Genomic DNA, 22,852 nt, shown 5'->3' with positions numbered 1-22,852 from the left:
AGCATTGGACCCGGTAGAAGGCGGTGACGGTGTGGAAGAGCGAGATACGCCGGAGCAGCGCGCTGCCCACCGCGGCCCGCCTGGCCCGCGAGCCTTCGAGACTGGGATAGGCGCTGAGGTAGCTGGCCTCCACGCCGTCGAGCTGCGGGGCCGTCCACAGCGGCCGCAGACCGTGCTCTTCGCACCAGTGCCGGTGCCGGCGCTCGATGTCCCCCCAGCTCTCCGGCAGCCCCTTGGGCAGGGCGAGTACGAGCGTAGCTGTCTGCCCAGGGTCTTTCACCAGGTGCAGGTGCAGCTGCCGGCCGCTGGCCTCGATGCCACTCACCCGCAGGCCGGGGATCCCTGGCACATCGGTGCCGTCGCCTGGTGCGGGAGTCGTGGGCAGCAGACGGCTTAGGCAGTGTTCAGGGAAGGAGTACCGTCTCTGGCCCAAGTAGGCGTCGAGGTGCAGCGTGAGGGACGTGCCGACGCGGCTCAGCGAAGCGATGCCGAAGGGGTGTGCGCACAAGTCCGGAGAGGTGCCCAGTTGCTCGAGGACGAGGCTCTCCAGCCGTGCCTGCGCCGGCGAGACCGCAGGCGCCGGGTGGCTGGTGCGAAGGCCGGTGCGGCGGGACTGCCCACTGCACTCGGACCAGTAACGGAATTTGCGGGACTCCCACGACGAGCGGTCGCTCACAGCAGTGCCTTCCTGACGCCCCTGCCCGATCCCGGCACGTCAATGAATCCTGACGAGCTGCTGGTGTGATCCCGTGTGTTGCAGGCTGGTGCAATGCCACGCTCCTTGCGTCCCGTTACGCCGGATCGGGCGGCGGTCGGAACGTGGCCCGCCTCGGGCCACCGCCCATCATCTAGCCGGTGACCGGGTCAGGTCGGCGGCACCGCCTAAACGGCCTCGGCTACATTGACGAACGCATCCACGGCCTCAAGCAAGACGGCAAGACCACGCGCTTCTACCTCGACCTGCGCGAAAAGGCGGCCGACTCTGCGAGGCGGGACTGGCTGCGGGCGAGGAGTCGGATGTCACCGTGTGTACAAACCCTAGTGGTGGCTGATTGGCTGGGATGCACAGGTTCAGGGGCCTGATAGTGCCGACGATGTTGATCATTTCCTGCAGTGCCGTGGGCGGGTTCTTCGTTGACCAAGCCAGCCAGCGGCATTGCACGCGAACCAAGGCGAGATTCGCATCTGAAGCATGTTGCAGAAGGCTGTATTCGGGCAGGTCAGTGCGGGGGCTCGGTTGCTCTGCTCATGCGGCGAGGGCGAGGTCGTGCGTGCATGCGGGAGACGGCTTGGACCGCGTGGTGGAGTCCGGCGCCGCCTTGCCGGCCACGCGAGGACATCGTAAGAACTGTGCTGGAAGGGGCCGAGGCCGGACGCCGCGGAGCCGCCGACCGTCCGCCCTTCCCGCGGGCGACTCCGCACCGCATGGCCCCCGTGGCTATGCGCGCACCGCACCTCAACTCACCCTAGGTGACGGCGCCCCCGCACCCACACCTGGCGCATTGAACTATCTAGCACAGAGGAGGCGGCCACCCCGGCCGTGCTCAGCCGGGCGGCTCGAGAAGGTCCACGGTGGCCAGGCCGGTTTCGCCGTCGACGAGTTGGAGGGCGACTTCGGCGCGGGCGGCAAGGTCGAGCGGGTCGAGTCCTTCGGTGTATGAGGCGTGGACGATGCGGTCGAGACCGGCGCCCAGGAGGGGTGCGGCTGTTCGCAGGGAGGCGTCCAGGGCCACGCCTTGGGTGGCACCGCCGTGGAGGATGATGTTGCGGGTGCGGTAGAGGCGGCGCATCGCGATGCGGAACGCGTGGTTGACCTCGGCGAGCTGTTTTCCGGGATTCTGTACGAGCGCGGCCATGCGCTGGGCGGCCGCGGTGTCGGTGTACTTCAGGGCGAGGGCTTCGGGTCCTCCGGCGCACAGGGCGTCGGCGACGAGCCGGGCGCGTTCGCGGTTGGCGGTGCAGGCCGCGACGGCCTCGGAGAGGGCGTCCGGCTGGGCGGGGGCGTGGCGGTGGGCCAGTGTGGTCAGCTCGGCGCGGGGCCAGGAGCAGGCGATGATCGCGGCCATCCGGTCGGCGGCGACGGCCTTTCCGGATCGTTCTCCGTCGCCCCGGGGGTCGTCGGGGTGGACGAGGAGGGACTCGACAGCTGCCCAGCCGCCGGCGACGGCGGGTGCGAGGGCGCCGCGGTTGCTGACGGCGGCGAGTTCGAGGGCGTCGTCGATGCGTTCTCGGCTGTCGACCTTGTAGAGGTGGCCCTCGTAGACGAGGGAGAGGACGTCGACGCCGCGGGCCGGAGGTTCCAGCGGTACGGGGGTGTCGTACCCGGCGACCCAGATGAACGGCAGAGGCAGTACGCCTCCGCGGCGGCCGCGCAGGAACTCCGAGCGGGCGGTCATGCGGTCCAGGAGCTGGCGGGCTTGGTCGGCCGCGCCGAGGGGATCGAGCGCCTGGAGCTGGTAGACGAAGCCTCCGCCGGTGCGGAAGCCCGCGGTGTTGTGGCCGTGTTCGCGCAGCCAGGCGCCGACCTTGCCCTTGTCGAGCCAGTTCGGCAGCGGCTCGGCGAGTTCGCGGTGGGGCACCTTGTCGAGGGCCACCAGGACGTCGAAGGTCTGCGTGCGGGCGCGGGTAAGTTCTGCCGCGCTCTCGGCGATGTCGGTGGCCGTCACCCGGGCGGTCTTGAGGCCGCGTGCCCAGTTGCGCAGGTGGAGGCCGCTGTAGCCGAGGTCCAGGAGGTGGGCGGCCACGGTCCGCGAGAACCGCTCGGGCTTGACCCGCTTGGCTTCCTCGACCGCGGTCGCAGTCACCCACCGGTCCAGGTAGCCGGGGCGCAGGTGCCCGATGACCTCCTTCAGCCGGCGCCGCTCCGGGCTGGGGTCGAGGAGGGGCTTGCTGAGCAGGTTCGTGATCTCCTTGCGGAGGTCTTTGTCGCCGAGACCGGCGTCCCGGCCGAGGATGGCCTTGAGCTCATGGCGCTGCCAGTCGCACGCGGAGGACGACAGCACGTTGTGAGCCTGCCAGTGGCCGGCCTCCCACAGTTCCTCCAGTGCGAGGACGGAGCCTATGTCCCACAGGCGACGGGGCCAGGGCGTACGCTCGTCGGCAAAGAAGTCGGACATACGCGCAAGGACATGGCGTGCGTAGGGGTCCTGGACTGCGGTGGAGACCATTTGGGCACCCTAGCGGAGCCTGACCAGCAGAAACCGGCAAACGTGTCTCCCGTGCTACAATCGGTGCAGACTTGAAGGGGCACTCGCCATTTATGGCCACTGCCCCTCTTTCTTTTGGTCCGCATGCCGGTCGGCGTGCGGACCATTTGTTTTGCCGGACCTGGTGCCGGCGGAGCACACGACGGCCCTTAACCAGCTCCTGGTCCGGGGCCTCGTGCTTGTCAAGGCCGTCAGTCTCCGGCGCTCGCGTTGACTATCACTCCGGTGGGGGCATCGTTCGACTGCATGTCAGCTACGAACGCACAGTTGAAAGGCATCCAACAACCCTCATTCAGCGAGTGGTTGGCGCACCTCACTGCCTTCCGCTCGCCCTAGGGTGGGCGGGCGGGTGGGTGCGGTACGCGGCGTCCTGGGTATGTCCGCTGGGCGGTGTCGATGTCCCGGTCATCGGTTCGCCTGGATGGGGACGCTGCCCAGCGCCAGCGAAACCGACCCGGGCGACGGCAGGGGCGGAATTTTCTGCGGAAAATTCGAGCGGCCCGGACGTGCCCGAGCCGTGGGCCGAGGCCACCAAGCCAGGCCTGGACGAGATCGGACCTCACCCCCTCACCACTGGGTGCGGCTGCATGGCACCGCGGGGGCGGCTCGTTGCTGTGCCGATTGCGCGCTGCGGGCAGGCAGCTGAGCGCACGGGGCAATCCCCGGCAATCCACCCCCGCCCGGCAGGCCGGCGCCGCATGCTGGACATCCAATCGGCGCAGACGGAGGACGACATGACGCTCAGGTTCATCGGCACCACGTCCGAGCACGGGAACTGTCCGACCCTGTACGAGGTCGTGGAGACGGGCGACATCGTCGTCCAGGGCGACCAGCTCACCGATGGCGAGCACCTCGCGCAGCTTCGCGATCTCGGCGTCCGTGAGACTGCTGTCGTCATCCCCCGCGAGCTGCTCGCCCGCTTCGCCCCCAAGGAGTGACCAGTGCCGTCCCTGATCCCCTTCGAGGAGATCACCTATCTGTTCGCCGAGTTCGAGCGCACCGCGTTCCGGCTGGAGACCCGCCGCGGCTACGCCACCGACCGGGCCGGTGCCCGGTTTAAGGCGTTCATGCGTGGCGTCGACCCCGTGCCGGAGCCGGATCACCCGTGGAACGTGAACGTGCGGGACAAGGCCGAGCGGGGGGCGCGGTTCTCCCGCGTCCGGATCGTCGATGAGCCGCCCACGGACGGGCAACGGTTCCTCATGGCCACGGCCGCCGGGAACGTCGAGGCGGGCGAGGACATCCGCGTTGTGCCCCGGGCCGAAGCTGTGCGCCTCGAACTGCCGGACTACGACTTCTGGCTGTTCGACTCCCGCACCCTGGTGCGCATGCACATCGACGACACCGATACCACGGTCGGCGTCGAGCTGGTCGACGACGCCACCGAGGTGCTCGCCGCGTGCCGGGCCCGTGATGCGGCGCAGGCGGCTGCACGGCCTTCTGCCGAGGTGTGGGCGCGGGTACGTTCGTCCGTGTGAGCACGGACTTCCAGCACGGCCGGGAAGCCCTCGGCGCGCGGCTGCGCGAGCTGCGTGTCGAGGCCGGCCTCGACGGTAAGAGCCTCGCCGAGCTGCTTGGCTGGCAGCGCTCCAAGGTGTCCCGGCTCCAGAACGGACGCCAGACTGCCACGGACGAGGACGTGGAAGCCTGGGCCGGGGCTGTCGGTGTGCCTGAGCAGGCGGCCGAGCTGAAGGCCCGGCTCCGCGGGTTGGAGTCTCAGCAACGGCACTGGCGGCGCCAACTCTCCTCAGGGCACGCCCCGGTGCAGGACCGGTACGTCGTCGAGTACCGGCGCACCGCGACCATGCGAGGCTACGAGGCCACCGTCATCCCCGGCCTGTTCCAGACCCCCGCCTACGCACGCCAACTCCTGACGCAGAACGCCGAACTGATGCGCTCCCCACGGGACACCGACGCTGCTGTACAGGCACGTATGCGCCGTCAAGAGGTCTTGTACGAGCCGGGCAAGCTGTTCCGCGTGCTGCTCTGGGAGGCGGCGTTGCACGCCGTTGTCGGCACCCGCGAGGTGATGGCCGGCCAGCTCGACCGCCTCGCCGGCCTGATCGGCATGTCCACCGTCGAGCTCGGCATCGTGCCTCTCGGCGCCCCGATGCCCCTCACTCCGAAGCATGGGTTCTGGATCTTCGACGAGGAGCGCGTCGTCGTCGAGACGATCAACACCGAGCTGCAGTACGACTCTGCCGACGACCTCGCCCTGTACGGGCGGACGTGGGATCAGCTCGACCAGGCCGCCGCCCGCGGACACCAGGCGCACCGCCTCATCGCGCGTGCCCGGGCCGCGATTGCAGCCGCCTGAGCAACCCGCCCCAACCGCCTAGCAGGCCGAGCAATCCGGCGCAATCTTCCTGACGCGGCACCGCGCAGCCTTCTACGGTGCCGTCATGGCGACGACGACAGGCGATCTGGCAGCCGTTGTGCTGTCTCCCATCACCACCCTGACGCAGGCACAGGTGCGGGGCGCGGCGTGCGTGTGGTGCGCCGTCGCGCTGAACAATTCCACCGCTATCGATCTCGGAGTGCGGGAGACGGACGCCCACGGCACCGTGGGCCGCTGGTTTCCCCGCGGCTGCCGCCCCTGCGCGATGCGCCGCGTGTATCCCGCGCAGCTCGACCACACGGCGATCTGCGAGCAGTGCACCGACGACCCGGGGCTCTGCGCTCCGGGAACGTGGTTCCGTCTCGTGATGCGGCAGGTACGGCGATGAGCGCGCAGCGGACGACGCTGGAGGGATACGTGGAGATTCCCGGCATCTGCTTCGTCCGAGAGCCGGAGAGCGCGCGGCGCTGCACCCTGTCGGCCGGTCACGGTGGCGTGCACCGGCACTTCTACAGCGGCTCACTCACCAACGGCTTCCGCGCTGGCACGAGCTGGCCGCGGCGGCCCGGCGAGAAGCAGGCAGACTGAGACTCCCGCCGCCGGGTGCTTGGAGGTGACCGGTGGCGGGACAGAGCGGGCCGCTCGACGGCAAGAGCAGTGGGAGCGGCCCGCCCTGCACGATGCTGCGCAGGTCGACATCGAAGCCGGGGCGGCCTGTAGCGATCGCTTGACGCCCTACCTCAGGTGCTCTGGCACACGATTCCTGGCTCTCGCCACCGTCGACCGCGAAACGGCTCTCCCTCCTCTCCCGGCCCTTGCCGGTCCCTGACCTGGGGAGTTCGTCCGGGCGTGGACTGCTTCGCCATCAATCGGTTGATCTGACCAATCCGCTGGCCCATTGGCATCGGATCAGCCTGTGACTGACCGACAACTGTGGTGTGGTTCGGGAGGGTTGAGGGTGCCGGGACGGATAGCGGGACGCAGGGGCGACGAGACGTACAACGTCTCGCCGCGTGCGCGTCTGCTGCGCCGGGCCCTGACCGTCACGGGGATAGCCGGGGCCTTCTTCGGCGCCGGTCTCATCGCCGCATCCTCCGCCTCCGCCTCGGCCGGCGACCACGACCCCCGGTCCGCTGCATCACACGTGAGCGCCGCCGACTCTGTTCATGGGGGTGAGCGGCAATCCGGCGGCGGCCTGGTCTCCGGTGTGGTCGGTGTCGTGAAGAGCGTCGGAGCGTCGACGCACGTGGACAAGCCGTCCAAGACCACGAGCCTGCCGGGTAGCCAGAAGAGGGACGGTGCTTCGGCGCCGTCCCTCTCGCGTGCGGCGGCCAACGATTCAGCTGACAGCAAGAAGCCGGGCATCGCTTCGTCCGAACGGCCCCCTGCCGCGGTGCCTCAGCCCGAGACGCCGGAGAAGACCCAGGTACCTCGTCAGGGCGCTGCGAACGGCGAGACTGCTGCGGCAAGGCCTGCCGGGTCGGACGGTGCCCTTCGTGGGGTCGGGCGCACGGTGGGGGAGCTGACTTCGCCGGTGCTGGCTCCGGCGGGTCGTGCGCTGGCTCCGCTCACGCAGCCCCTGGCCACGGTGACGGCGGCGCTTGTGCCGGTGACGGAGCCGGTCGCGCATGTCGTGGCCCCGGTGGCCGAAGTGCTCGCGCCGGTCACGGGGCCGGTGCTGCGTCCGGTCACGAAGCCGCTGGATCCGGTGCTGGAGCCGGTGACCGGTGGTGCGGGCCTGGGTGAGGTGACCGCACCCGTCGGCATCTCCCCGGCGCCGGCCGACACCACCCCTGTTCCGCCCGTGGAGTCGTCTCCGGTGGTGCCGCCCGCTGTGTCTGTACCGCCTCCCCCCGGTGGTGCAGACACAGCAGACGCCATCACCATTCCGACCGCAGCCACGGCGACCCATACCTGGGACCCGCAGCAGGCCCGGCAGCACGGTCCGGGTGCGAGCGCTTCGGGTTCGGCCGCGGGCCAAGCCGGTTCGGACACCAGCGGGTCGACGATGCCGCAGGGTCTGCCGGGCGGTGCGACCACGCCCGCGGGTCCCGCAGGCAGCGGCTCTTCGCCTTCGGGCGGCTTGTTCGGCCCGCTGCTGTGGACCGGCCCCGCGAGTGGCTGTGCAGATACGAGGCACGGGCTGCTGGCATCGACCGCGTGGGACGTGGCCGCGTCCGGCCTGCTGTACGACGCCCGTGGCCCACGACTGCCCGGATGACGTTCCTCGAGTAGCGACGGACCAGGGCACACGGCGTGTGCCACTTCCTGTCCAGCGCCCTCCTGCTGCCGACGGTTCGGCGGTTCGAGCGGGGTGTTTGGGCTTCTCGAAAAGGGACGCAGATTCTCATGAACGTGAACCTCAAGCGCGGCCTGGTGGTCGCGGCAGCCTCCGGCGGAATCTTCTTCCTGGGTCAGGCCGCTGCGCAGGCTTCCGAGCAGCCGGCGCAGCACGAGCGCGGCGGCATCACCACCGTCGTCGACGGTCTGCTCGGCGGCGGACATCAGCAGGGCAAGAGCCCGTTCGGTCCGGCGGCCGACGCTTCCGCGTCGAACAAGTCCGGCGCCCACACGGGCGACACCGGCCGTGGCGGCGACGGAGGCAACGCCTCCAGCAGCAACAAGGCGCAGTCGGGGAACACCGGCAACTCGGGCAACTCCGGTTCGACCGGCGGGAACAGGGCCGGGAACATCTGCATCCTCGCGGACTGCACCGCCCATGCCTCCTCCGGCAACTCCGGAGACACCGGGAAGACGGGCGACTCCGGCACCGCCTCCAACTCCTCCCACACGAGTGGCGGCGACGCCGGCCGCGGCGGGGACTCCGGCCCGGCGAAGGCGCACGGCTCCAGCCACGCCGCCTCCGCTGCGAAGTCGAACAGCTCCGGCCGGCACAGCGGCGGCAAGGGCAGCACGGACAGCAGCGCCTCCGCGCACAACCAGTCGGGTGCGGCCTCGGGTGACACCGGCCGTGGCGGGGACGGCGGCAACGCCACCAGCAACAACCACGCCCAGTCCGGGAACACCGGCAACTCGGGCAACTCCGGTTCGACCGGGGGGAACCAGGCTGGGAACATCTGCATCCTCGCGCGGTGTGAGGCCTCGGCCACGTCGGGCGACTCGGGCGACACCGGCGACACCGGTGACTCGGGTAATGCGTCGAATGAGTCCTGGACGTCGGGCGGCTGGGGTGGCCGCGGCGGGGATTCCGGCCCGGCCCACGCCATGGGTATGGCGAACGCTGCCGCGTGGTCGGAGCAGCGCAGCTGGGGCCGTGAAGGCCAGTACCGAATCCTGCCCGCCTTCGGCAGCAGCTGGGGCCACGGCGGTTCCAGCAGCAGCGACGCTTCCTCGCAGGCCGACAACCGCACCGGCGCCCGCTCGGGCGACACCGGCCGCGGCGGGGACGGCGGCAACGCCACCAGCAACAACCAGGCCCAGCCCGGCAACAGCGGTAACTCGGGTGACTCCGGGGCCACCGGCGGCAACCAGGCCGGCACCATCGCGATCCTCGGCGGCAACGAGCACCGTGGCGGGCGCCACGGCGGTGGCCACGGCTGGGGCGCCTCGGACTGGGGCCACAGCTGGATGAGCGGCGGCTCGAAGGCCTCCGCGACCTCCGGCGACTCGGGCATGACCGGCGACACCGGCAGCACGGGTGACGCGTGGAACAAGTCCTGGACGACCGGCGGCAACGGGGCCCGCGGCGGCGACTCCGGCCCGGCGCACGCCACCGGCACGGCGCACAGCATGTCCGATGCCAAGCAGCAGACGTCTTCGCATCGCTGGGGCTGGACCCGTCACCACGAGCGTTCCAGCAGCAGCAACGCTTCCTCGCAGGCCGACAACCGCACCGGCGCCCGCTCGGGCGGCACCGGCCGTGGCGGGGACGGCGGCAACGCCACCAGCAGCAACAAGGCCCAGTCCGGGAACAGCGGTGACTCGGGTGACTCCGGGGCCACCGGCGGCAACCAGGCCGGCACCATCGCCATCCTCGGCGGCCAGAACCGGGGCGGCCACCACGGCGCCTGGAAGCACCACGACAGCAAGCAGGGCGCCTGGGCCACGTCCGGTGACTCGGGCATGACCGGCAAGACCGGTGACTCGGGTGACGCGTGGAACACGTCCTGGACTGATGGCGGCCACGGTGCCCGCGGCGGCGACTCCGGCACCGCACGCGCGACCGGCACGGCGCACAGCAAGGCCCACACCGGCTGACCTGACTACCCACCCGCGGTAACCGTTTGAATCTTCAGGGCTGTACCCGCTGAGGCGGGTACAGCCCTGAACGTATTTCCTTGGATGTGGGGAGCTGTCCGGTGACCGCGGCGGCAGGGGAGGCCTTGATGTCGAGAAAGGTGTGGCCGGAGTCGATCGGGGCGGTGGAGGAGGAGAGGGTGCCTGCCGGTGGTGAGCGCGCCTGGATGACGTTGCAGGTGATGGTCGGTGGCCGGCACGTCTGTGCGGCGGGCGGGAGTGTGGCGTGCTGGAGAATGCGCTGGGGGCCGGGCTCCGCTTGAGCGGTGCCCGGCCCCAAAGCGCCGGCTTGGTTCAGTTCTGGTCGAGGGGCAGGGCGATGTCGAAGACCTGCCGGTTCGCGGGGAAGACGCCGAGGTTGTTGGTCTGGCCGTTGAGGACGTTGACGCTGTAGAAGCGGTATTTGCCTGAGGTGCTCAGTGAGGCGAAGCCTTTGTTGTCCCCGGTTTTCCGGTTGTAGTAGATGTCGAAGCCGGCCGAGGGGCCGGCGTTGACGCCGAGGTTGCCGGTGGGGGCGAGGTTGCCCGCGTTCGCGGGGGACTGCACCGCGACGCGGTCGTTGACGGTGTCGATGTCGAACAGCGTGGTCGCGGTCGCCGTGTTGAGGTCGTTGTTCGTGTAGGCGGCCCCGGTCACTCCCAGTGCCGTGGTCGGCGGGGTCGTGGGGTTGGTCAGCGTGCCGTCGACGGTGGTGGTGAACGGCGCGGCAGGGTCGTCGATGTTGTGCCGCAGGTTCTGGCCGGTGTCGCTGATGACCCGCAGGCGGTTCGCAGCCGGGTTGAAGTCCACTCCGAAGTTCTTGCCAGAAAGGGCGACGGTCAGCCGGGAGACCTTCACCGCCTTGGCGCTGCTGTTGATGGTGTAGATGCCGCCGGCGTTGCCGACACCGTAGAGCTTGCCGTTCTGCACGCGGAAGTCGATCCCGATCAGCGTGCGGTCACCGGACAGGCCACTGATCCGGCCCAGGTCCCACGTGTCGCCGGGAGTGCGCACGTCGAAGCCGACCAGGCGTTGGTCCTTGGTCAGGCCCACGCTGTACAGGCCCTTGCCGGCACTGCCCCAGCCGACGGGGGCCTGGACGGCGGCGGCTGCCGGGGCGGCGGTGGCCGCGAGGGCGGCCAGGGCGACAGCGACAACTGTCTTACGCATCATGCGTCTCCGAACAATTCCAGGGCCGCCCGACAGGCAGCCTCAGCACTCAGCACAAAACCAGACAAAAGTCGCAATTATGCGGTGGCGATACGCGTGCGCGACTGTGTCGCAGCAAACGGAGCAAGGGGCCTCGTGCCTCGCAGACCGTAAACGGCGTTTACACCTCGCCCGAGGAGCAGCCGCCCGCCGACGCGGAGGGGGGCGACGGTCAGCCGAAGAGGCTGCCGTACGACAGTCCGGGGTTCATCGTTCGGCACCTTCACCACAAGATGACCGGGCCCAACTTCGTGACAGGTGCGCGAGCCTGTGGTGCTGCTGCGGGAGCAGTTTCCCGAGGAGTACGGCGCGCTGCTGGGTCAGCTGAACGAGGAAGAGCAGCGGACCGGTTAGCCGCACCGGAGTGTCTCGCACGCGAGACACGCGCATCGCGGCCGGCGACGTGTGCAGCCGGTTGCCCATCGACCGCCCGGCACTGTCCCTCGTGGGCGGGCGGCCCCTGGCCCCCTGGCCTTTCCAAGTCGTGACCTGGCCCCCTGCCGCAGAGCGCGAGATCCGGTGGGGGCAGGGCGTTTCGGGACTAGTTGCACCGTCGTCTGTGGCGGCGCGACGGGCGGGGCTGGGCACGGGTGATCCGTGCGGATCACCCAGGGCGTGTGCGGTGGTCAGGGGTGCTCGTTGAGGCGGGCGATGGCGTGGTAGGCGGTGGTGAGGGCGCGGTCGAGGTCGGTCTGGGTGAGGGTGCGGATGTGGGGGTGGGCGCAGACGGTGCGGACCTGTTGCAGGTCGCGTAGGAGGTGGAGGGCGAGGCGGGTGTGGTGGTGGAGGTAGCGGGAGGGGTGTGGGGTGTCGGCGGGGATGAGGGTGCGCAGGTGGTCCCAGGCGGCGATGACCCGCAGTACGTCGCGGGCGCAGACGTGTTCCCACCAGGGGGTGTTGTGGTGGTGGCGGGACTGGTTGCGGTCGGCGGTCACGGTGCCTCCGGGCAGGTGAGGGCGTGCCGCGTTCGGGCGGCAGCCGGGCTGAGGGGATGTCCTCAGTTCACCGCCGTGACCTGGCCTTGTCCGCTGGTCTGAAGGTCATTGAAGGTCTCTGAAAACCGTTGAAGAACGCTGAACAGCCGGCCTCTGCCGTGCGGGGTCTGCCGGGGCTAACCTGACGTGGAATCACGGTAGTTGAGGGGGTTGCGGGTGAGCGGGAAGAGTGAACCGCCACAGGATCCGGGTCAGGATCTGGCGCGGTGGCTCGGGGAGTTGCGCAACAGCAACGGGGCCCCGGCCTATCAGGTGATCATCGATAGGATCCGGGCGAACGATGCGACCTCGTCGCTGTCGATGTCCACGTTGACCAACACGTTCAAGGGCCGGGGCTTTCCCCGGTATGAGACGGTCGTCGCGATCGCGCGGGCCCTTGGTGGGCGGGAGGCGGCGGGGGAGGCCGACCGTCTGTACGCCCAGGCACGGAACCGGCGCGATGAGCTGGAACGCCGGCAGAGGCAAGAACGCGCCCAGAGCGACGTCCCGGCAGAGTCGGGGCAGGCGGGCGCGGCCGACGGCGGCGCGGTTCCCCCGCTGCCCGTTGCAACTGCTCGCCTTGACTCCGCTGGCGTGGACCCACTGCCCGTTGCAACTGCCCCCCTTGACTCCACTGGCGTGGAGCCGCTGCCCGTCCCCGCCCAGGGCGGGACCAGGTACCGGTTACCGGTGATCTTGGGAGCCGGCGCGTTCGCAGCAGTCGTCGCCTTCGGTATCACGGCGCTCGTGCTCACCGACCCCTTCGACCACGGCGCCTCAGCCAGCCAGGACACGGGGGACCATGCCGCGGGCCCCACCTCGCCGACCAGCACATCGACGCAGCGGACGACGAAGGGGTCCGACAGCGCCCGCCCGTCCTCGCCGTCCGGGGGAGCCGCCGCGGACGAAGACGCCTGGAGGGGCCGGCCGCCCCTGGCCGTGCAGGCACAGAACCTGCACGATGTGTGCGGCTCGGCCTACTTCGACGGAACTCCCGACCAGTATCGCGCCGCACAGACCGCGATTCCGGCGCCCCCGCAGAACGCCGTCCCCCTGGGCGAGGCGGTGGAGGCGACCATCCAGGGCCGCACCCAGCAGAGCGTGATCCTGACCGGCATGCGCGTGCAGGTCACCTCCCGCGAACCGGCACCCACCCACGGCATCGTCGTCTCGTACGGCGAGTGTGGCGGCGGAGTCGAGGTACGCAACTTCGATCTCGACCTGTCCCGCACCCCGCCGACCTACACGGCGAAGCCTGCTGACAACTTCGGCAAGGTCACCCCCGCCGTGAAGTTCCCCTACAAGATTTCCCTCAGCGATCCGGAAGTCTTCAAACTCACCCCGGTCAAGGGCTGCGGACCGAACAAGGACTGCACCTACACCGTCACCCTGCAATGGGTCGCGGACGGCAAGACAGGCACCACCGTCCTCGACAACCACGGCAAGGGCTTCCGCGACCTCAACCCCAAGGACCTGCCCGCCTACAGGCAAGACCTGAGCGCCGAAGGCCCCTCGCTACGCAAGGTCTCCTGAACGACACTCCCAACGCCGGACCTGCCGGATCTTCGCCATGACGGTGCTGGCAGGAGGCTCGTCGGGGATCACGTCTCGCGTCGATCAGCTCACCGCCCCGGGCTCCGCCCTCACCACGGTCGACAGTGACCAGTGCGAGCGGCCCGCCTGCGCGTTCTGTGGCCTGACCGTCGACCGCGCCACGCGTCTCCTTGTCGGCAGGGTCGGAAATTTCCCCGGAAAATCCGAGCAGCCTGAACGTCGCCGGTTGGATCGGGGCGTTCAGCGATGCTGGTCCAGTACGGAGATGGGCTCGTCTTCGCCTGCGGGATGGACCTCAAGATTGCCTGCGGAGTTGATGAGGGCTCGTCGGCCTGGATAGGTGCGTTCGGCGCAGGCCTTGTCGCGCTCGTCGAAGGTGCCGGTGAAGTACAGGACTCCGTCGATCAGCTCGCTGTTGTGGGCGCCTGTGGGCCAGCGGGCGAGCAGGGCTTCGACGGTCATGGGCTGACTGGCCGGTGGGAGGTCGGGACCGGGCATGGGGATCTCCTCGTCTGCGGCCGGGCCGGGGGCGGGCGGGGCTGTCAGCGCTGGTGCAGTGCGGTGACGTATTTGTGGGCGGCGCCTCGGTCCAGTGTGATGCCGTAGCCGGCCAGCTCGTTGATGAGTTGCTCGGCAATGGCGTTGAGGCTGCGGCTGTCGTCCGCCTTGATCCGTTCGTGGTACAGCATCGTGAGTGCTGCCTTCTTCGAGGTGCAGGCGCGCAGCTCGGCCGCGAGATCGATACGGCTCTCTTCGGGCCGTATGCCAGCCGCACTCGACGACTGCTGCAGCCGGGCCAACTCGCCGTACACCACTGCCGGATCTACGCCCACGCCCAGGGCGGCCTGCCCTACCCGCAGACAGAAGTCCCCCACACGCTGACGCTCGCTCTCAACGGCCAGGACCTGGTCCACGCTCTCTTTGAGCATCACGACAGCCCGAACCGCCTCATCACTCACAGGCACGCCTGAGTAACGCCACGGGCCATAGGGCGGTCACGCACGCCTGCCATCGCTGTGTCCTCCCGTGGGGGCGACCACCCTACAGAGAGGCATATTTGGAATTCTCTATACGGAAAGCGCATGCGAAGTGCTAGGGTGTTATGCGTGACGCTCGGTACTGAAGAACTGTTGAGGCTCACGGTGACGGCGCTCATGAGCCGGTCCGGTGAGCGGCAGGGGGATCTCGCGGCGGCGCTGGGTCAGGCGCAGGCGCAGGTGTCGCGCAAACAGAGCGGGAAGCAGCACTGGACCTTGGAGGACGTCGACCGCCTGGCGGCGCACTACCGGATCGGTGTGCTGGATCTGCTGGCCGGTCCGACGCACGCGGTCACGGTCCTGTCCTCCCTCGGCACCGGCACCGGAGCCGGGCAGGCATCTCTCCCGCTCCCAGTGCCGCCCGCAGCTCCCGCCTCCAAGGCTGTGTCGGTGCCGCGCATCGAGGCGCTGAGCGGGCCGTGTGTGCTGTGCGGTGAGCCCGCTACGGACGCGGTGGAGGGCATGTGGCAGCACCTGACGCGCGAGGAGTGCATCGCCGCCCTGGACGCCGCTGATCCGATCGCCGACTACGCCGAAGACGAGGACCAGGACGAGGAGTTCGCGCCCACGGGCCCGGGTGAGCCCGTGACGACGCACCCCGGTGACCCGCAGCCTGTGCCCGTGGACGACGGTGTGGACGTCGTCGTGCCCGTTCCTGCGGCGCGCGAGCCCGCCGGGCAGGCGCCCGAGGCGGAGCCCGCTCCCGCCGCAGAAGCCGCGGAGCTCGCCGCCGAAGAGCCGGACTCTGCTCCGACTACCGCAGCCGACCAGACGACGACGCCGGCTGCGAGCCGGGCGCCCGGCTACGCCTCGGAGACCCTTGTCGATCAGATCCATGCCCGGGTGCGGGATGTCCTGGCGTGGTCGCAGGGCGACATCGAGGCCGCGCAGGCCGCGCTCATCAAGACAGCGATCCCGGACGTGATGGCGCTGTTCGAGCGTTCCCGGGTCGGTGGACGCTACGCGCATTCGAAATTCCCGCCGACCGATGACATTCTGCGGAAGAAATCGCAGAAGGGTGCGGACGAGATCTGGGAGGGCCGCCCGAAGTGGCGGAACAAGGCCGCTTTCGACGCGGCGAAGAAGGGCGATCCCATCGAGGTGACCGCGCTGGACATGAATGCGGCCTATCTGTCCGCGTTCAAATGCTGGCTGCCGGTCGGGAAACTCGTGGAGGACACCACGGGTGTGCATGATCCGAGGCGGTCCGGTGTCTACCAGATCACCCCGCCGGTGTGGGAGCACGCGGACCTGCCCAACCCGCTCGGCGCCCGCAAGGAGCCGGGCCCGGTCTGGGTCCCGGACTCCATGGTCCGCCTGCTGCTCGACTGCGCGAAATGGAACCTGTGCACAGCGCCCGAGATCCACCGGGCGATGCTGTCCGGCGGTACGGAAAGCCTTCTGGAAAAGCTCCGCCGGGCCCTCGCGGAAACCCGGCAGAGTGCTATCGCGGAAGACGACGAAATTGTCGTGGAGTACGTGAAGGCCATGTATTCTAAGTTCGTGTCCACGATCGGTGAATCCAGCGCGAACACGGATATTCGCCGCCCGGACTGGATGCACATTATTCGGTCGAAGGCGTTCACGAACCTGTGGCGCAAGGCCTATAAAGCCAATAAGGCGGGCCTGAGTGTGGTCGAGATTTCCGGCACCGACGAACTGCATGTCGCCGGGGACTGGCGCCCGGTTTTCCCGGAGGGCCGCGCACTGAACCAGGTCAAGGCGAAGAACACCTACACCCTCGGGGGTAACCGTTAATGGGCGGGTCGCCAGACTTGTGGGCACGCTGGGGCGAGTGGAGGAAATACGACGCCAGGGGATTGAAGGGCGGCGAGGCCCTGATCCTGGAACTCAACCGCATCGTCTACGAGTCCGGCTTTTCCTCGCCCATCACCTCCACGCGCGGCCAGAGGGCCCGCATCCACTACCTCGACAGCAAGGCCGGCCGCGCCGAGCTGCGCGCCCAGGGCGTCAGCGACCGCGCCATGGGCTCGTGGTTTCGGGGCAAGTCCCGCCCCGGCAAGGCCAACCTGGAACGCCTCGACAGCGCCTACTGGGTCCGACGCCGCGAGAACCTGATCCGCTCCGGCTGGGTCAAGCGGCACCTCGACAACGACGGCCAGGGCCGCCGCGTGGAGATCTACCCCGTCGACCAGAACGCCGTCCCCCAAGCCCGGGCCCGGTCGAACATCACCGAACGCTCGATCACGGTCCGCTACGTGTGGGCCGACATGGTCGACGCCTGGGCCGACCAGAACGCCGACCTGATGGACGAGATCTGGGACGACATCATCACCGACCTCGACAGCGACTACGCCGCCTACGCCTACGTGGCCTCCGTCGGCATCGGCGCCTGACCACTCTGTTTCCCGAACCCGAAGCAGGACGAGAGGAACTCCGAGATGGCCGACGTGCACTGGACGGCGGAAGCGGAGTGCGGCGACTGCGGATGGCGCGGTGAGGCCGGGTTCGAGGACGGCTCCATCGTCGAGTCCGGCCACGTATGCGAGGACGACGAGTGACACGTCGGCCCGCATCCGCCGGGTCGTTCCAGAATTTTGGAACGGGCGATCACTGCCCGCAGTGCGGGCACCGGTCGCTGCGGCGGCCCCGGGTTTCCACGGTCAGGCCGTGCTCCCGCAGGCGCCGCAGGTGATACGCGACGCTGGAGGAGCTGGTCAGCCCCACGGCCGCGCCCAGCTCGCGCACGGACGGCGCCTCACCGTGCTCGGCGATCCACTCACGTGCGCACGCGACGATGCGGCGCTGCCGGTCGGTCAGGGCATACGGGGCGATAGTGCTCATGCATTTCAGTAGATCACGTGTTCGATTTTCTGGGCGAGCCGTCGGGTCGACAAGAGTGGAAATTTTCCGCGGAAATGTCCTGTGTCAGCGAACCCTGGTCGGTTGCCGACGAAGTTTGACCACGCCGGAGGTGCTGCCGGCCGGCCGGGCAACCCGCCGCCCCTGGGGCCGAAAAAGCATCGGAAGCCCTGGCGCCTCACGCTGCGCTCGGGGCAGGGTGACGCCATGTCGGATGCACTGTATGGATTGATTGGCGCCCTCGCCGGATCAGTGATTACCGCCGCAGCCGCCTATGCCGGGCCTTTGCACCTTCAACGCCGGTCCCTTGCGGAGGCTCGACAAGAGGCGGCGCGTGCCCGACAGCGTGAGGAGGCCGCGCGCGAAGCCGCTGAGCTGCGGGAAGCTGAACAGGCACGCGCAGCCGAACAGCGACAGGACGAAGAGCGGCGCCGCGCCGAGCGGACTGAAGCCTTCATGCGGCTCACTCGTATCCGCTCCACAACCCGGGAATGGGATGCCCTCCTGCACCGGTACGAGCAAGACCTGACGTGGCGGCGAAGCCTGTCCGTAGAGAACTTTGATCAAGAAATGAGGCAAGTGGCACGAGATGCTCGCGCGGCCGTCGACGAAGCGGCGCACGACGGTGTGCGGGTGCCGCAAGGGCCGGGAAGTCCCAGCTACCACCCTCCGGGATGGCACGAGCCGCTAGAGCCAGAGGTGATCGCAGCCACTGCTGCCCTGGCCGACGCCACGCGTTTGGTGCGTGAACGCCTCCTCGCGGACGAGGCGCCGTCCCCGGAGCGCCTGACAGAACTGCGCCAGTCCCTGGCTAAAGCTGAGGATGCTCGACACGCACTGAACTCGTTCCTGATGGACCTGGTCGAGCGCAACACACTCGCTCAACCACCAACGTGAGGCGAGTCGTTCGCACCGCCTTTTCCCAGGGACCGCCTCGATCACTCAGACTTCGATGGCACACGCTCAAGATCCGCTGTCACGGGACAGGAAAATCCGAGTGCCCCGGTCCCCGTGACCGCGCGAAACCTGGACTTGTCAACTAAGCTTCAACTCATGAGCGCACTGGAGCTGACTCTCTCGGAGCTGCTGAACAAGCCCAAGGCCACGCTGGCGAACCTGCGCGGCACGCGGCGGATAGTGCTCCGACGCCGCGATGACGAGGACCTGGTGCTGACCACCGCCGCGCGGGCCGACCAGGACCTGGAGGTGATGGGCGCCACCAGCCGGATGTTCGTGGAGATGATGCGCACCCCCCAGGGCCGCACCCTGGTCCTGGACGTGCTGCCCGCGACCTTCCCCTGGGTGCGCTACCTCCCCGCGCACGACGTGCGCGCCTTCTCCGTCGAGCTGGTCGACGCGCTCGGCGCCGCAACGTTGCTGGACAACACCGCGGGCGTCGCCCAGCTGCTCACCGAGTGGCGCCACACCGCCGAGGTGCACGCCGACCCCGAGCTCTACGCCGCGCTCACCACCGACTCCGGCGAGGACTACGGACCGGTGCCCGAACCCGGAACCGCGGCGTGAGCCCCAAGCGCGGAGAGCGCGCCGCCCCGCCGCCGGGCCCCGACGAGTGGGACATCCGCTTCGCCAATGGGGAGGCCGCCAAGGGATGGGAGCAGCTGGGTGCCCAGGCCGCGGGCAACACGCGCGCCGCCTGGCTCCTGATGCGGACCGACCCGGCCCCGGCCGCCCGCACCGAGCGCCATCACCGGCTCAAGGGCGAGCTGGCCCGCGGCGAGCACCGAGGCGAGACGATGGACCGCTGGCAGATCGAGGTCACGGCCGGCGGTCGCGTCTGGTACCTGCTCGACGTCGAGCGCCGCACGGTCTGGATCGACCGCGCATCCACCGGCCACCCCAAGGCAACCGACCGCTGACCGCGCGGCCGAGTGCCTCCAGCCTTCCCCGACAGCCGGGAAACCCGTCACTCGGGGACGACCTGCGGAAACGCTTCGTTTAACCAGGTCGTCCCCGACTGCCGGAAAACCCGTCACTCGGGGACGACCTGCGGAAATGCTGTGGCGCCGCTTGGAGGCGGCAGACCGGGTCAGCCGCCCTGGTGCGTGCGTGCGGCGCGCACCGATTCCTCCAGTGCGGCCATCAAGTCCACCGCCGGCACCGCCTCTCACCCCGGCCGCACCGTGGCCCGAGTGCTTCCGTACGCCCTGGTCCCACCAACCGGCCCGGAGGACGATGGAGGCATGGGCACCCGCGACCAGGACCAGGGGCACGTTGCCGACCCGGCGCAGCCCGGCTGTGATCTGCCGGGCGTGGACCGCGCCCGGGAGATGACGGCGGGGCTGCGCGCGGCGATGGACGACGTGGTGCGCTGCGTGGCGACGCTGGCCGCCCGGGTCCGCGATGCGCACGCCGCCCGCATCTGGCTCCCTCTCGGCCACAGCAGCTGGGCCTCCTACTGCGGGGCGGAGTTCGGCATCTCCCGCGCGCAGGCCTACCGGCTCCTGGACGTCGCCCGCGTCCTGGCCGCGATCCACGACGCGGCCACGGCGAGCACCGACCTGTCTCGCACGCGAGACACCGACCCCGCGGCCGCGCTCGACTACGGCCTGTCCCAGCGCGCCCTGATCGACGTCGCCGCCCGCCGCGCCGACGTCGCCCGGCTGATCACCCGCCGCCTCGCCACGCTCACCCACACCGGCCAACAGCCCCTGGACGAGCCGGCCGTGCGCGAGGTGGTCCGCCAGGCCGTCCACGACATCCGCACCACCCCGCCCCCACCGCCCGCCTGCCCGTCGGCGGATCCCGCGCTCGCCGCGCTGCGCGCCGCGGCCGATGACCTCGCCGCCAGCACCTACGCGATCGGCGAGCTGACGCTCGAAGTCGCCCCCGCGTACCTCACCGACACGGCCGCGGCCCACGTCCTGGCGCCACTGTGCGAGCAGATCGGCGAACCCCTCGACCACGCCCTCGCCGCCCGCCGCTACGCGATCTCCGGCGACCGCCGCGCCCTTCACGGCACCATCCTGTAAGCCGCCGCTTCCCGGATGCCACGGGCACAGGCACCCGGGCCCGGCAATCGCCGCCACTGCCTGACGCCACCACTTTGCGGTGTCTAGTCTCGCGTCATGTCGATCACCACGATGACGCTGCGCGTCCCCGACGAACTCGCCCCCGCGATCAGACAGGCGGCGAAGGCGGCCGGGTTGAGCGTCAATGCCTACATCGTCCGTGCCGCCCGCCGCGCCGCGACCCTGGATGCCGACCACCAGCTCGCCGCCCTCGGCCTCGGCCAGGACCTGGCGGGCGAGGGCGACACCAGGTGAGCCAGGAGATCAAGCGCGCAGACGTCTGGACCCTCTCCGACGGCCGCGACGTCCTGGTCGTCTCCCTCACGGGCCTGGACGAGGCGTACGGAGCCGTCCTCACACTCGTGCTGCACCCCGCCGACCGCTACCCCGACACTGCGATATCCGTCGTCATCGACGACCCGATCCCCTGCACCGCCATCGCCACGAACCTCCAACAACTGCGCGCTGCCCGCTTCGCGGAGGCGACCTACCGCGGCACCGTCCACCCGGCCACGATGGCCCGTGTCGACCATGCCCTACTAGCCGTCCTCGACATCTGACACAGCAGCTCGCGCCCGTCTGAGAGTGAATCCGGAATCGGCGTCGGTCTGACGGCCCGGCCAGGTCGGCTGAAAGAGTCTGTATCAGTTATGGAGTGTGGTGACGATGCCCTGGCCCCTGCTGGCCTTGTTCGCGAGAACCGGCAGCACCTGTACACGAGTTTGGGAGCCGTCGGCGGTGCGTCGTGTTCGATGTTCGTAAGAAACGACAGCGCCAATGCACTCCACCCTCGCAGAGCCGCAACTCGGGAAGCCGCGACGACACCCCCAGCAGCTCTTGGCAGTGTCTCCGTGGCGGCGCCCGGCCACGGAGCCCCCGCAAAACCGTTTGACGGACGAGGGTCGACCACTGCTACATTTCCGGAGGCCGTGCGAGAGAACGAGGAGGTGGTACCCGTGAACACAGTATTGACATGGGTGCTCCCCTCCGGGGTCACGGTCGGGCGATAGACAGGTCGTCCGGGAGCGCCGTTCTAGTGCACTCCCGAAAGGCACGACCATGCATTTCACTTCCGAGCAACGCCTCGACGACGGCGTCCTCGAACGCGAATTCACCCTCGGTGAGATCCCCGGCATCCTGTGGACGCCCGGAGCCGCATCCGCTTCCGCACCAGTGCCAATGATCCTGCTCGGCCACCCCACGCTCGGGCTGGCCAAGATGTACCCCCGGCTGGTGGCCCGGGCCCGGCACTCCGCGGCACAGGGCTTCGCCACGGCCACCATCGAGCTCCCCGGAAGCGGCGACCGGCCCAGTTGGGCCTCCCTCGACCAGGCCCGCGCCGACCTGCGCCGGGTGATGCAGGCCGGCGAGCCGGTCAGCGACGAGATTGTCGACGCCCTCATCCTCCCGCTGGTCGACAAGGCGGTCCCGGAATGGCAGGCCGCCCTCGACGCTCTCCTGTCGCTGCCCGAGATCGGTGGTCCGGTCGGGTACTCGGGGGGAGTGATCTCTATCGGGATCCGGCTGGCGGTGGTCGAGCCGCGCATCGTGGCCGCCGGTCTGTTCGCGGGGAGTCTTGTGCCTCGCGCCATGTTCGAGGAAGCCCGCCAGGTCACCATTCCGCTGCACGTCCTGCTGCAGTGGGACGACGAAGGTAACGACCGGCAGACGGCCCTGGACCTGTTCGACGCCTTCGGCTCCAAGGAGAAGTCGCTGCACGCCAACATGGGCGGGCACACCGGCGTCCCGCAGTTCGCGGGGGATGCCGCGGCCCAGTTCTTCACCCGGCACCTGAAATGAGGCCGCGCCTCAGACCGGCAGCAGACGGCAGCTGATGTCGCCGGCATACCCCTCCTCATCGAGGACAGGTCCCGCCCCTCCGTAACCGTCTACACCGTGGGCCCCTGCTGAACTCTCGGCAGGGGCCCGTGCTGCCTGAAGGCATGAACTGTTCGATTTCTGCTGAGCCTTCGAGTGCTGCCCAAACTCGTCTACAGGTGCTGTCGGTTCGCGTGAACAAAGCCGCCCTGCGGCCTCCCGGCTGGCCTGCCCCGCCGAAGCTGGAACGCGCGGTGCTCACTTCCGACACGAATCCCACGCACCTGAACCACTGCTTCACCCAGGCATTTGCAGCCGCCACCGCCGCTACAGCCCTCCTGCTCGTGGCCAGCCTGATACTGCCTGGACCTCCCACTCCGCAGGCAGACGAAAGCCGCGGAGCCCCCCGATGAGCCCAGAAGATCAAAAATGCGGAAGCACACCCTCAGGAGACCGGCAGCCAACTTCAGCCGTGAACATCCGAGAGGCGACGGCGTCCTCGGTGCCGCCCGAACTGCTGTCGAAAGGCTGCTCATTGTCGCGTACGAAGCCACCCCACCGTCGACGGCTTTGTCGCCATCAACCGGCTGGCTCGACGGGGTGTGCGAGATCATGGCTGCATGCATCG

23 protein-coding genes are annotated in these 22,852 nt (G+C 69.4%); 17 read left to right on the top strand and 6 right to left on the bottom strand.

The window, feature by feature from the left end:
- Positions 1 to 1,544 precede the first annotated feature (1,544 nt).
- Complete coding sequence (locus LGI35_RS45040) at positions 1,545 to 3,167, bottom strand: hypothetical protein (RefSeq protein ID WP_227300819.1); 1,623 nt, start codon at positions 3,165 to 3,167, stop codon at positions 1,545 to 1,547.
- Between the two features lie 773 nt (positions 3,168 to 3,940).
- Between LGI35_RS45040 and LGI35_RS45035 the strand changes: the two genes are divergently transcribed.
- From LGI35_RS45035 to LGI35_RS45005, 7 genes are all read left to right on the top strand, one after another.
- Complete coding sequence (locus tag LGI35_RS45035) at positions 3,941 to 4,144, top strand: hypothetical protein (RefSeq protein WP_323136489.1); 204 nt, start codon at positions 3,941 to 3,943, stop codon at positions 4,142 to 4,144.
- 3 nt (positions 4,145 to 4,147) lie between these two features.
- Entirely contained in the window at positions 4,148 to 4,684 is a 537-nt protein-coding gene (locus LGI35_RS45030) for a DUF6879 family protein (RefSeq protein WP_227300817.1), read from the top strand.
- Positions 4,681 to 5,523 carry a helix-turn-helix domain-containing protein gene (locus tag LGI35_RS45025; RefSeq protein WP_227300816.1) on the top strand — a complete coding sequence of 281 codons (843 nt, stop codon included), beginning with the start codon at positions 4,681 to 4,683 and terminating at the stop codon, positions 5,521 to 5,523. Before LGI35_RS45030 ends, LGI35_RS45025 begins: the two co-directional genes overlap by 4 nt.
- Before the next feature lie 85 nt (positions 5,524 to 5,608).
- Entirely contained in the window at positions 5,609 to 5,932 is a 324-nt protein-coding gene (locus tag LGI35_RS45020) for a hypothetical protein (RefSeq protein WP_227300815.1), read from the top strand.
- Complete coding sequence (locus LGI35_RS45015) at positions 5,929 to 6,132, top strand: hypothetical protein (protein WP_227300814.1); 204 nt, start codon at positions 5,929 to 5,931, stop codon at positions 6,130 to 6,132. The genes LGI35_RS45020 and LGI35_RS45015 overlap by 4 nt, the downstream gene beginning before the upstream one ends.
- Before the next feature lie 556 nt (positions 6,133 to 6,688).
- Positions 6,689 to 7,765 carry a hypothetical protein gene (locus LGI35_RS45010; RefSeq protein WP_227300813.1) on the top strand — a complete coding sequence of 359 codons (1,077 nt, stop codon included), beginning with the start codon at positions 6,689 to 6,691 and terminating at the stop codon, positions 7,763 to 7,765.
- A gap of 128 nt (positions 7,766 to 7,893) precedes the next feature.
- A complete protein-coding gene (locus LGI35_RS45005; protein ID WP_227300812.1) occupies positions 7,894 to 9,762 on the top strand; it encodes a hypothetical protein in 1,869 nt (622 codons plus the stop codon).
- 333 nt (positions 9,763 to 10,095) lie between these two features.
- Here the strand turns inward: LGI35_RS45005 and LGI35_RS45000 are convergent, their stop codons facing one another.
- Positions 10,096 to 10,953 carry a DUF4394 domain-containing protein gene (locus tag LGI35_RS45000; RefSeq protein ID WP_423835786.1) on the bottom strand — a complete coding sequence of 286 codons (858 nt, stop codon included), beginning with the start codon at positions 10,951 to 10,953 and terminating at the stop codon, positions 10,096 to 10,098.
- Between the two features lie 662 nt (positions 10,954 to 11,615).
- Complete coding sequence (locus tag LGI35_RS44995; RefSeq protein ID WP_227300810.1) at positions 11,616 to 11,924, bottom strand: hypothetical protein; 309 nt, start codon at positions 11,922 to 11,924, stop codon at positions 11,616 to 11,618.
- Positions 11,925 to 12,653: 729 nt separating this feature from the next.
- On the opposite strand from LGI35_RS44995, the gene LGI35_RS44990 reads away from it, so the two are divergent.
- On the top strand, positions 12,654 to 13,496 hold the full coding sequence (locus LGI35_RS44990; RefSeq protein WP_227300809.1) for a hypothetical protein: 843 nt from the start codon (positions 12,654 to 12,656) through the stop codon (positions 13,494 to 13,496).
- A 261-nt stretch (positions 13,497 to 13,757) separates the two neighbouring features.
- Here LGI35_RS44990 and LGI35_RS44985 read toward each other — a convergent pair whose 3' ends face one another.
- Positions 13,758 to 14,015 (bottom strand): hypothetical protein, encoded by a 258-nt coding sequence (locus LGI35_RS44985; RefSeq protein WP_227300808.1) that lies wholly within the window; start codon positions 14,013 to 14,015, stop codon positions 13,758 to 13,760.
- Between the two features lie 44 nt (positions 14,016 to 14,059).
- Positions 14,060 to 14,476: a hypothetical protein gene (locus tag LGI35_RS44980; protein WP_227300807.1), complete on the bottom strand. Its 417-nt coding sequence runs from the start codon at positions 14,474 to 14,476 to the stop codon at positions 14,060 to 14,062.
- 147 nt (positions 14,477 to 14,623) lie between these two features.
- On the opposite strand from LGI35_RS44980, the gene LGI35_RS44975 reads away from it, so the two are divergent.
- Both LGI35_RS44975 and LGI35_RS44970 read left to right on the top strand, forming a co-directional pair.
- Entirely contained in the window at positions 14,624 to 16,312 is a 1,689-nt protein-coding gene (locus LGI35_RS44975; protein ID WP_341483515.1) for an acyltransferase, read from the top strand.
- Between the two features lie 62 nt (positions 16,313 to 16,374).
- Entirely contained in the window at positions 16,375 to 16,911 is a 537-nt protein-coding gene (locus LGI35_RS44970; protein WP_227300806.1) for a hypothetical protein, read from the top strand.
- A gap of 214 nt (positions 16,912 to 17,125) precedes the next feature.
- Here LGI35_RS44970 and LGI35_RS44965 read toward each other — a convergent pair whose 3' ends face one another.
- Positions 17,126 to 17,359, bottom strand: a complete 234-nt coding sequence (locus LGI35_RS44965) for a LexA family protein (protein WP_227300805.1) — start codon at positions 17,357 to 17,359, stop codon at positions 17,126 to 17,128.
- Between the two features lie 225 nt (positions 17,360 to 17,584).
- Here LGI35_RS44965 and LGI35_RS44960 point away from each other — a divergent pair, with 225 nt between their 5' ends.
- The 7 genes from LGI35_RS44960 to LGI35_RS44930 all read left to right on the top strand — a co-directional run bounded on the left by LGI35_RS44960 (position 17,585) and on the right by LGI35_RS44930 (position 22,206).
- Positions 17,585 to 18,274: a hypothetical protein gene (locus tag LGI35_RS44960; protein ID WP_227300804.1), complete on the top strand. Its 690-nt coding sequence runs from the start codon at positions 17,585 to 17,587 to the stop codon at positions 18,272 to 18,274.
- A 156-nt stretch (positions 18,275 to 18,430) separates the two neighbouring features.
- On the top strand, positions 18,431 to 18,901 hold the full coding sequence (locus LGI35_RS44955; protein ID WP_227300803.1) for a hypothetical protein: 471 nt from the start codon (positions 18,431 to 18,433) through the stop codon (positions 18,899 to 18,901).
- A complete protein-coding gene (locus tag LGI35_RS44950) occupies positions 18,898 to 19,254 on the top strand; it encodes a hypothetical protein (RefSeq protein WP_227300802.1) in 357 nt (118 codons plus the stop codon). The genes LGI35_RS44955 and LGI35_RS44950 overlap by 4 nt, the downstream gene beginning before the upstream one ends.
- A gap of 324 nt (positions 19,255 to 19,578) precedes the next feature.
- Positions 19,579 to 20,367, top strand: a complete 789-nt coding sequence (locus LGI35_RS44945) for a hypothetical protein (protein ID WP_227300801.1) — start codon at positions 19,579 to 19,581, stop codon at positions 20,365 to 20,367.
- Between the two features lie 96 nt (positions 20,368 to 20,463).
- Complete coding sequence (locus LGI35_RS44940) at positions 20,464 to 20,661, top strand: YlcI/YnfO family protein (protein ID WP_227300800.1); 198 nt, start codon at positions 20,464 to 20,466, stop codon at positions 20,659 to 20,661.
- On the top strand, positions 20,658 to 20,966 hold the full coding sequence (locus LGI35_RS44935) for a hypothetical protein (protein WP_227300799.1): 309 nt from the start codon (positions 20,658 to 20,660) through the stop codon (positions 20,964 to 20,966). Before LGI35_RS44940 ends, LGI35_RS44935 begins: the two co-directional genes overlap by 4 nt.
- Before the next feature lie 499 nt (positions 20,967 to 21,465).
- Positions 21,466 to 22,206: an alpha/beta fold hydrolase gene (locus tag LGI35_RS44930; protein WP_227300798.1), complete on the top strand. Its 741-nt coding sequence runs from the start codon at positions 21,466 to 21,468 to the stop codon at positions 22,204 to 22,206.
- The last annotated feature ends 646 nt before the right edge of the window (positions 22,207 to 22,852 follow it).

The organism is Streptomyces longhuiensis, assembly GCF_020616555.1.
GTDB lineage: Bacteria > Actinomycetota > Actinomycetes > Streptomycetales > Streptomycetaceae > Streptomyces > Streptomyces longhuiensis.
Note: the sequence above shows the minus strand (reverse complement) of the source record. Positions and strands in the feature narration are given on the sequence as shown.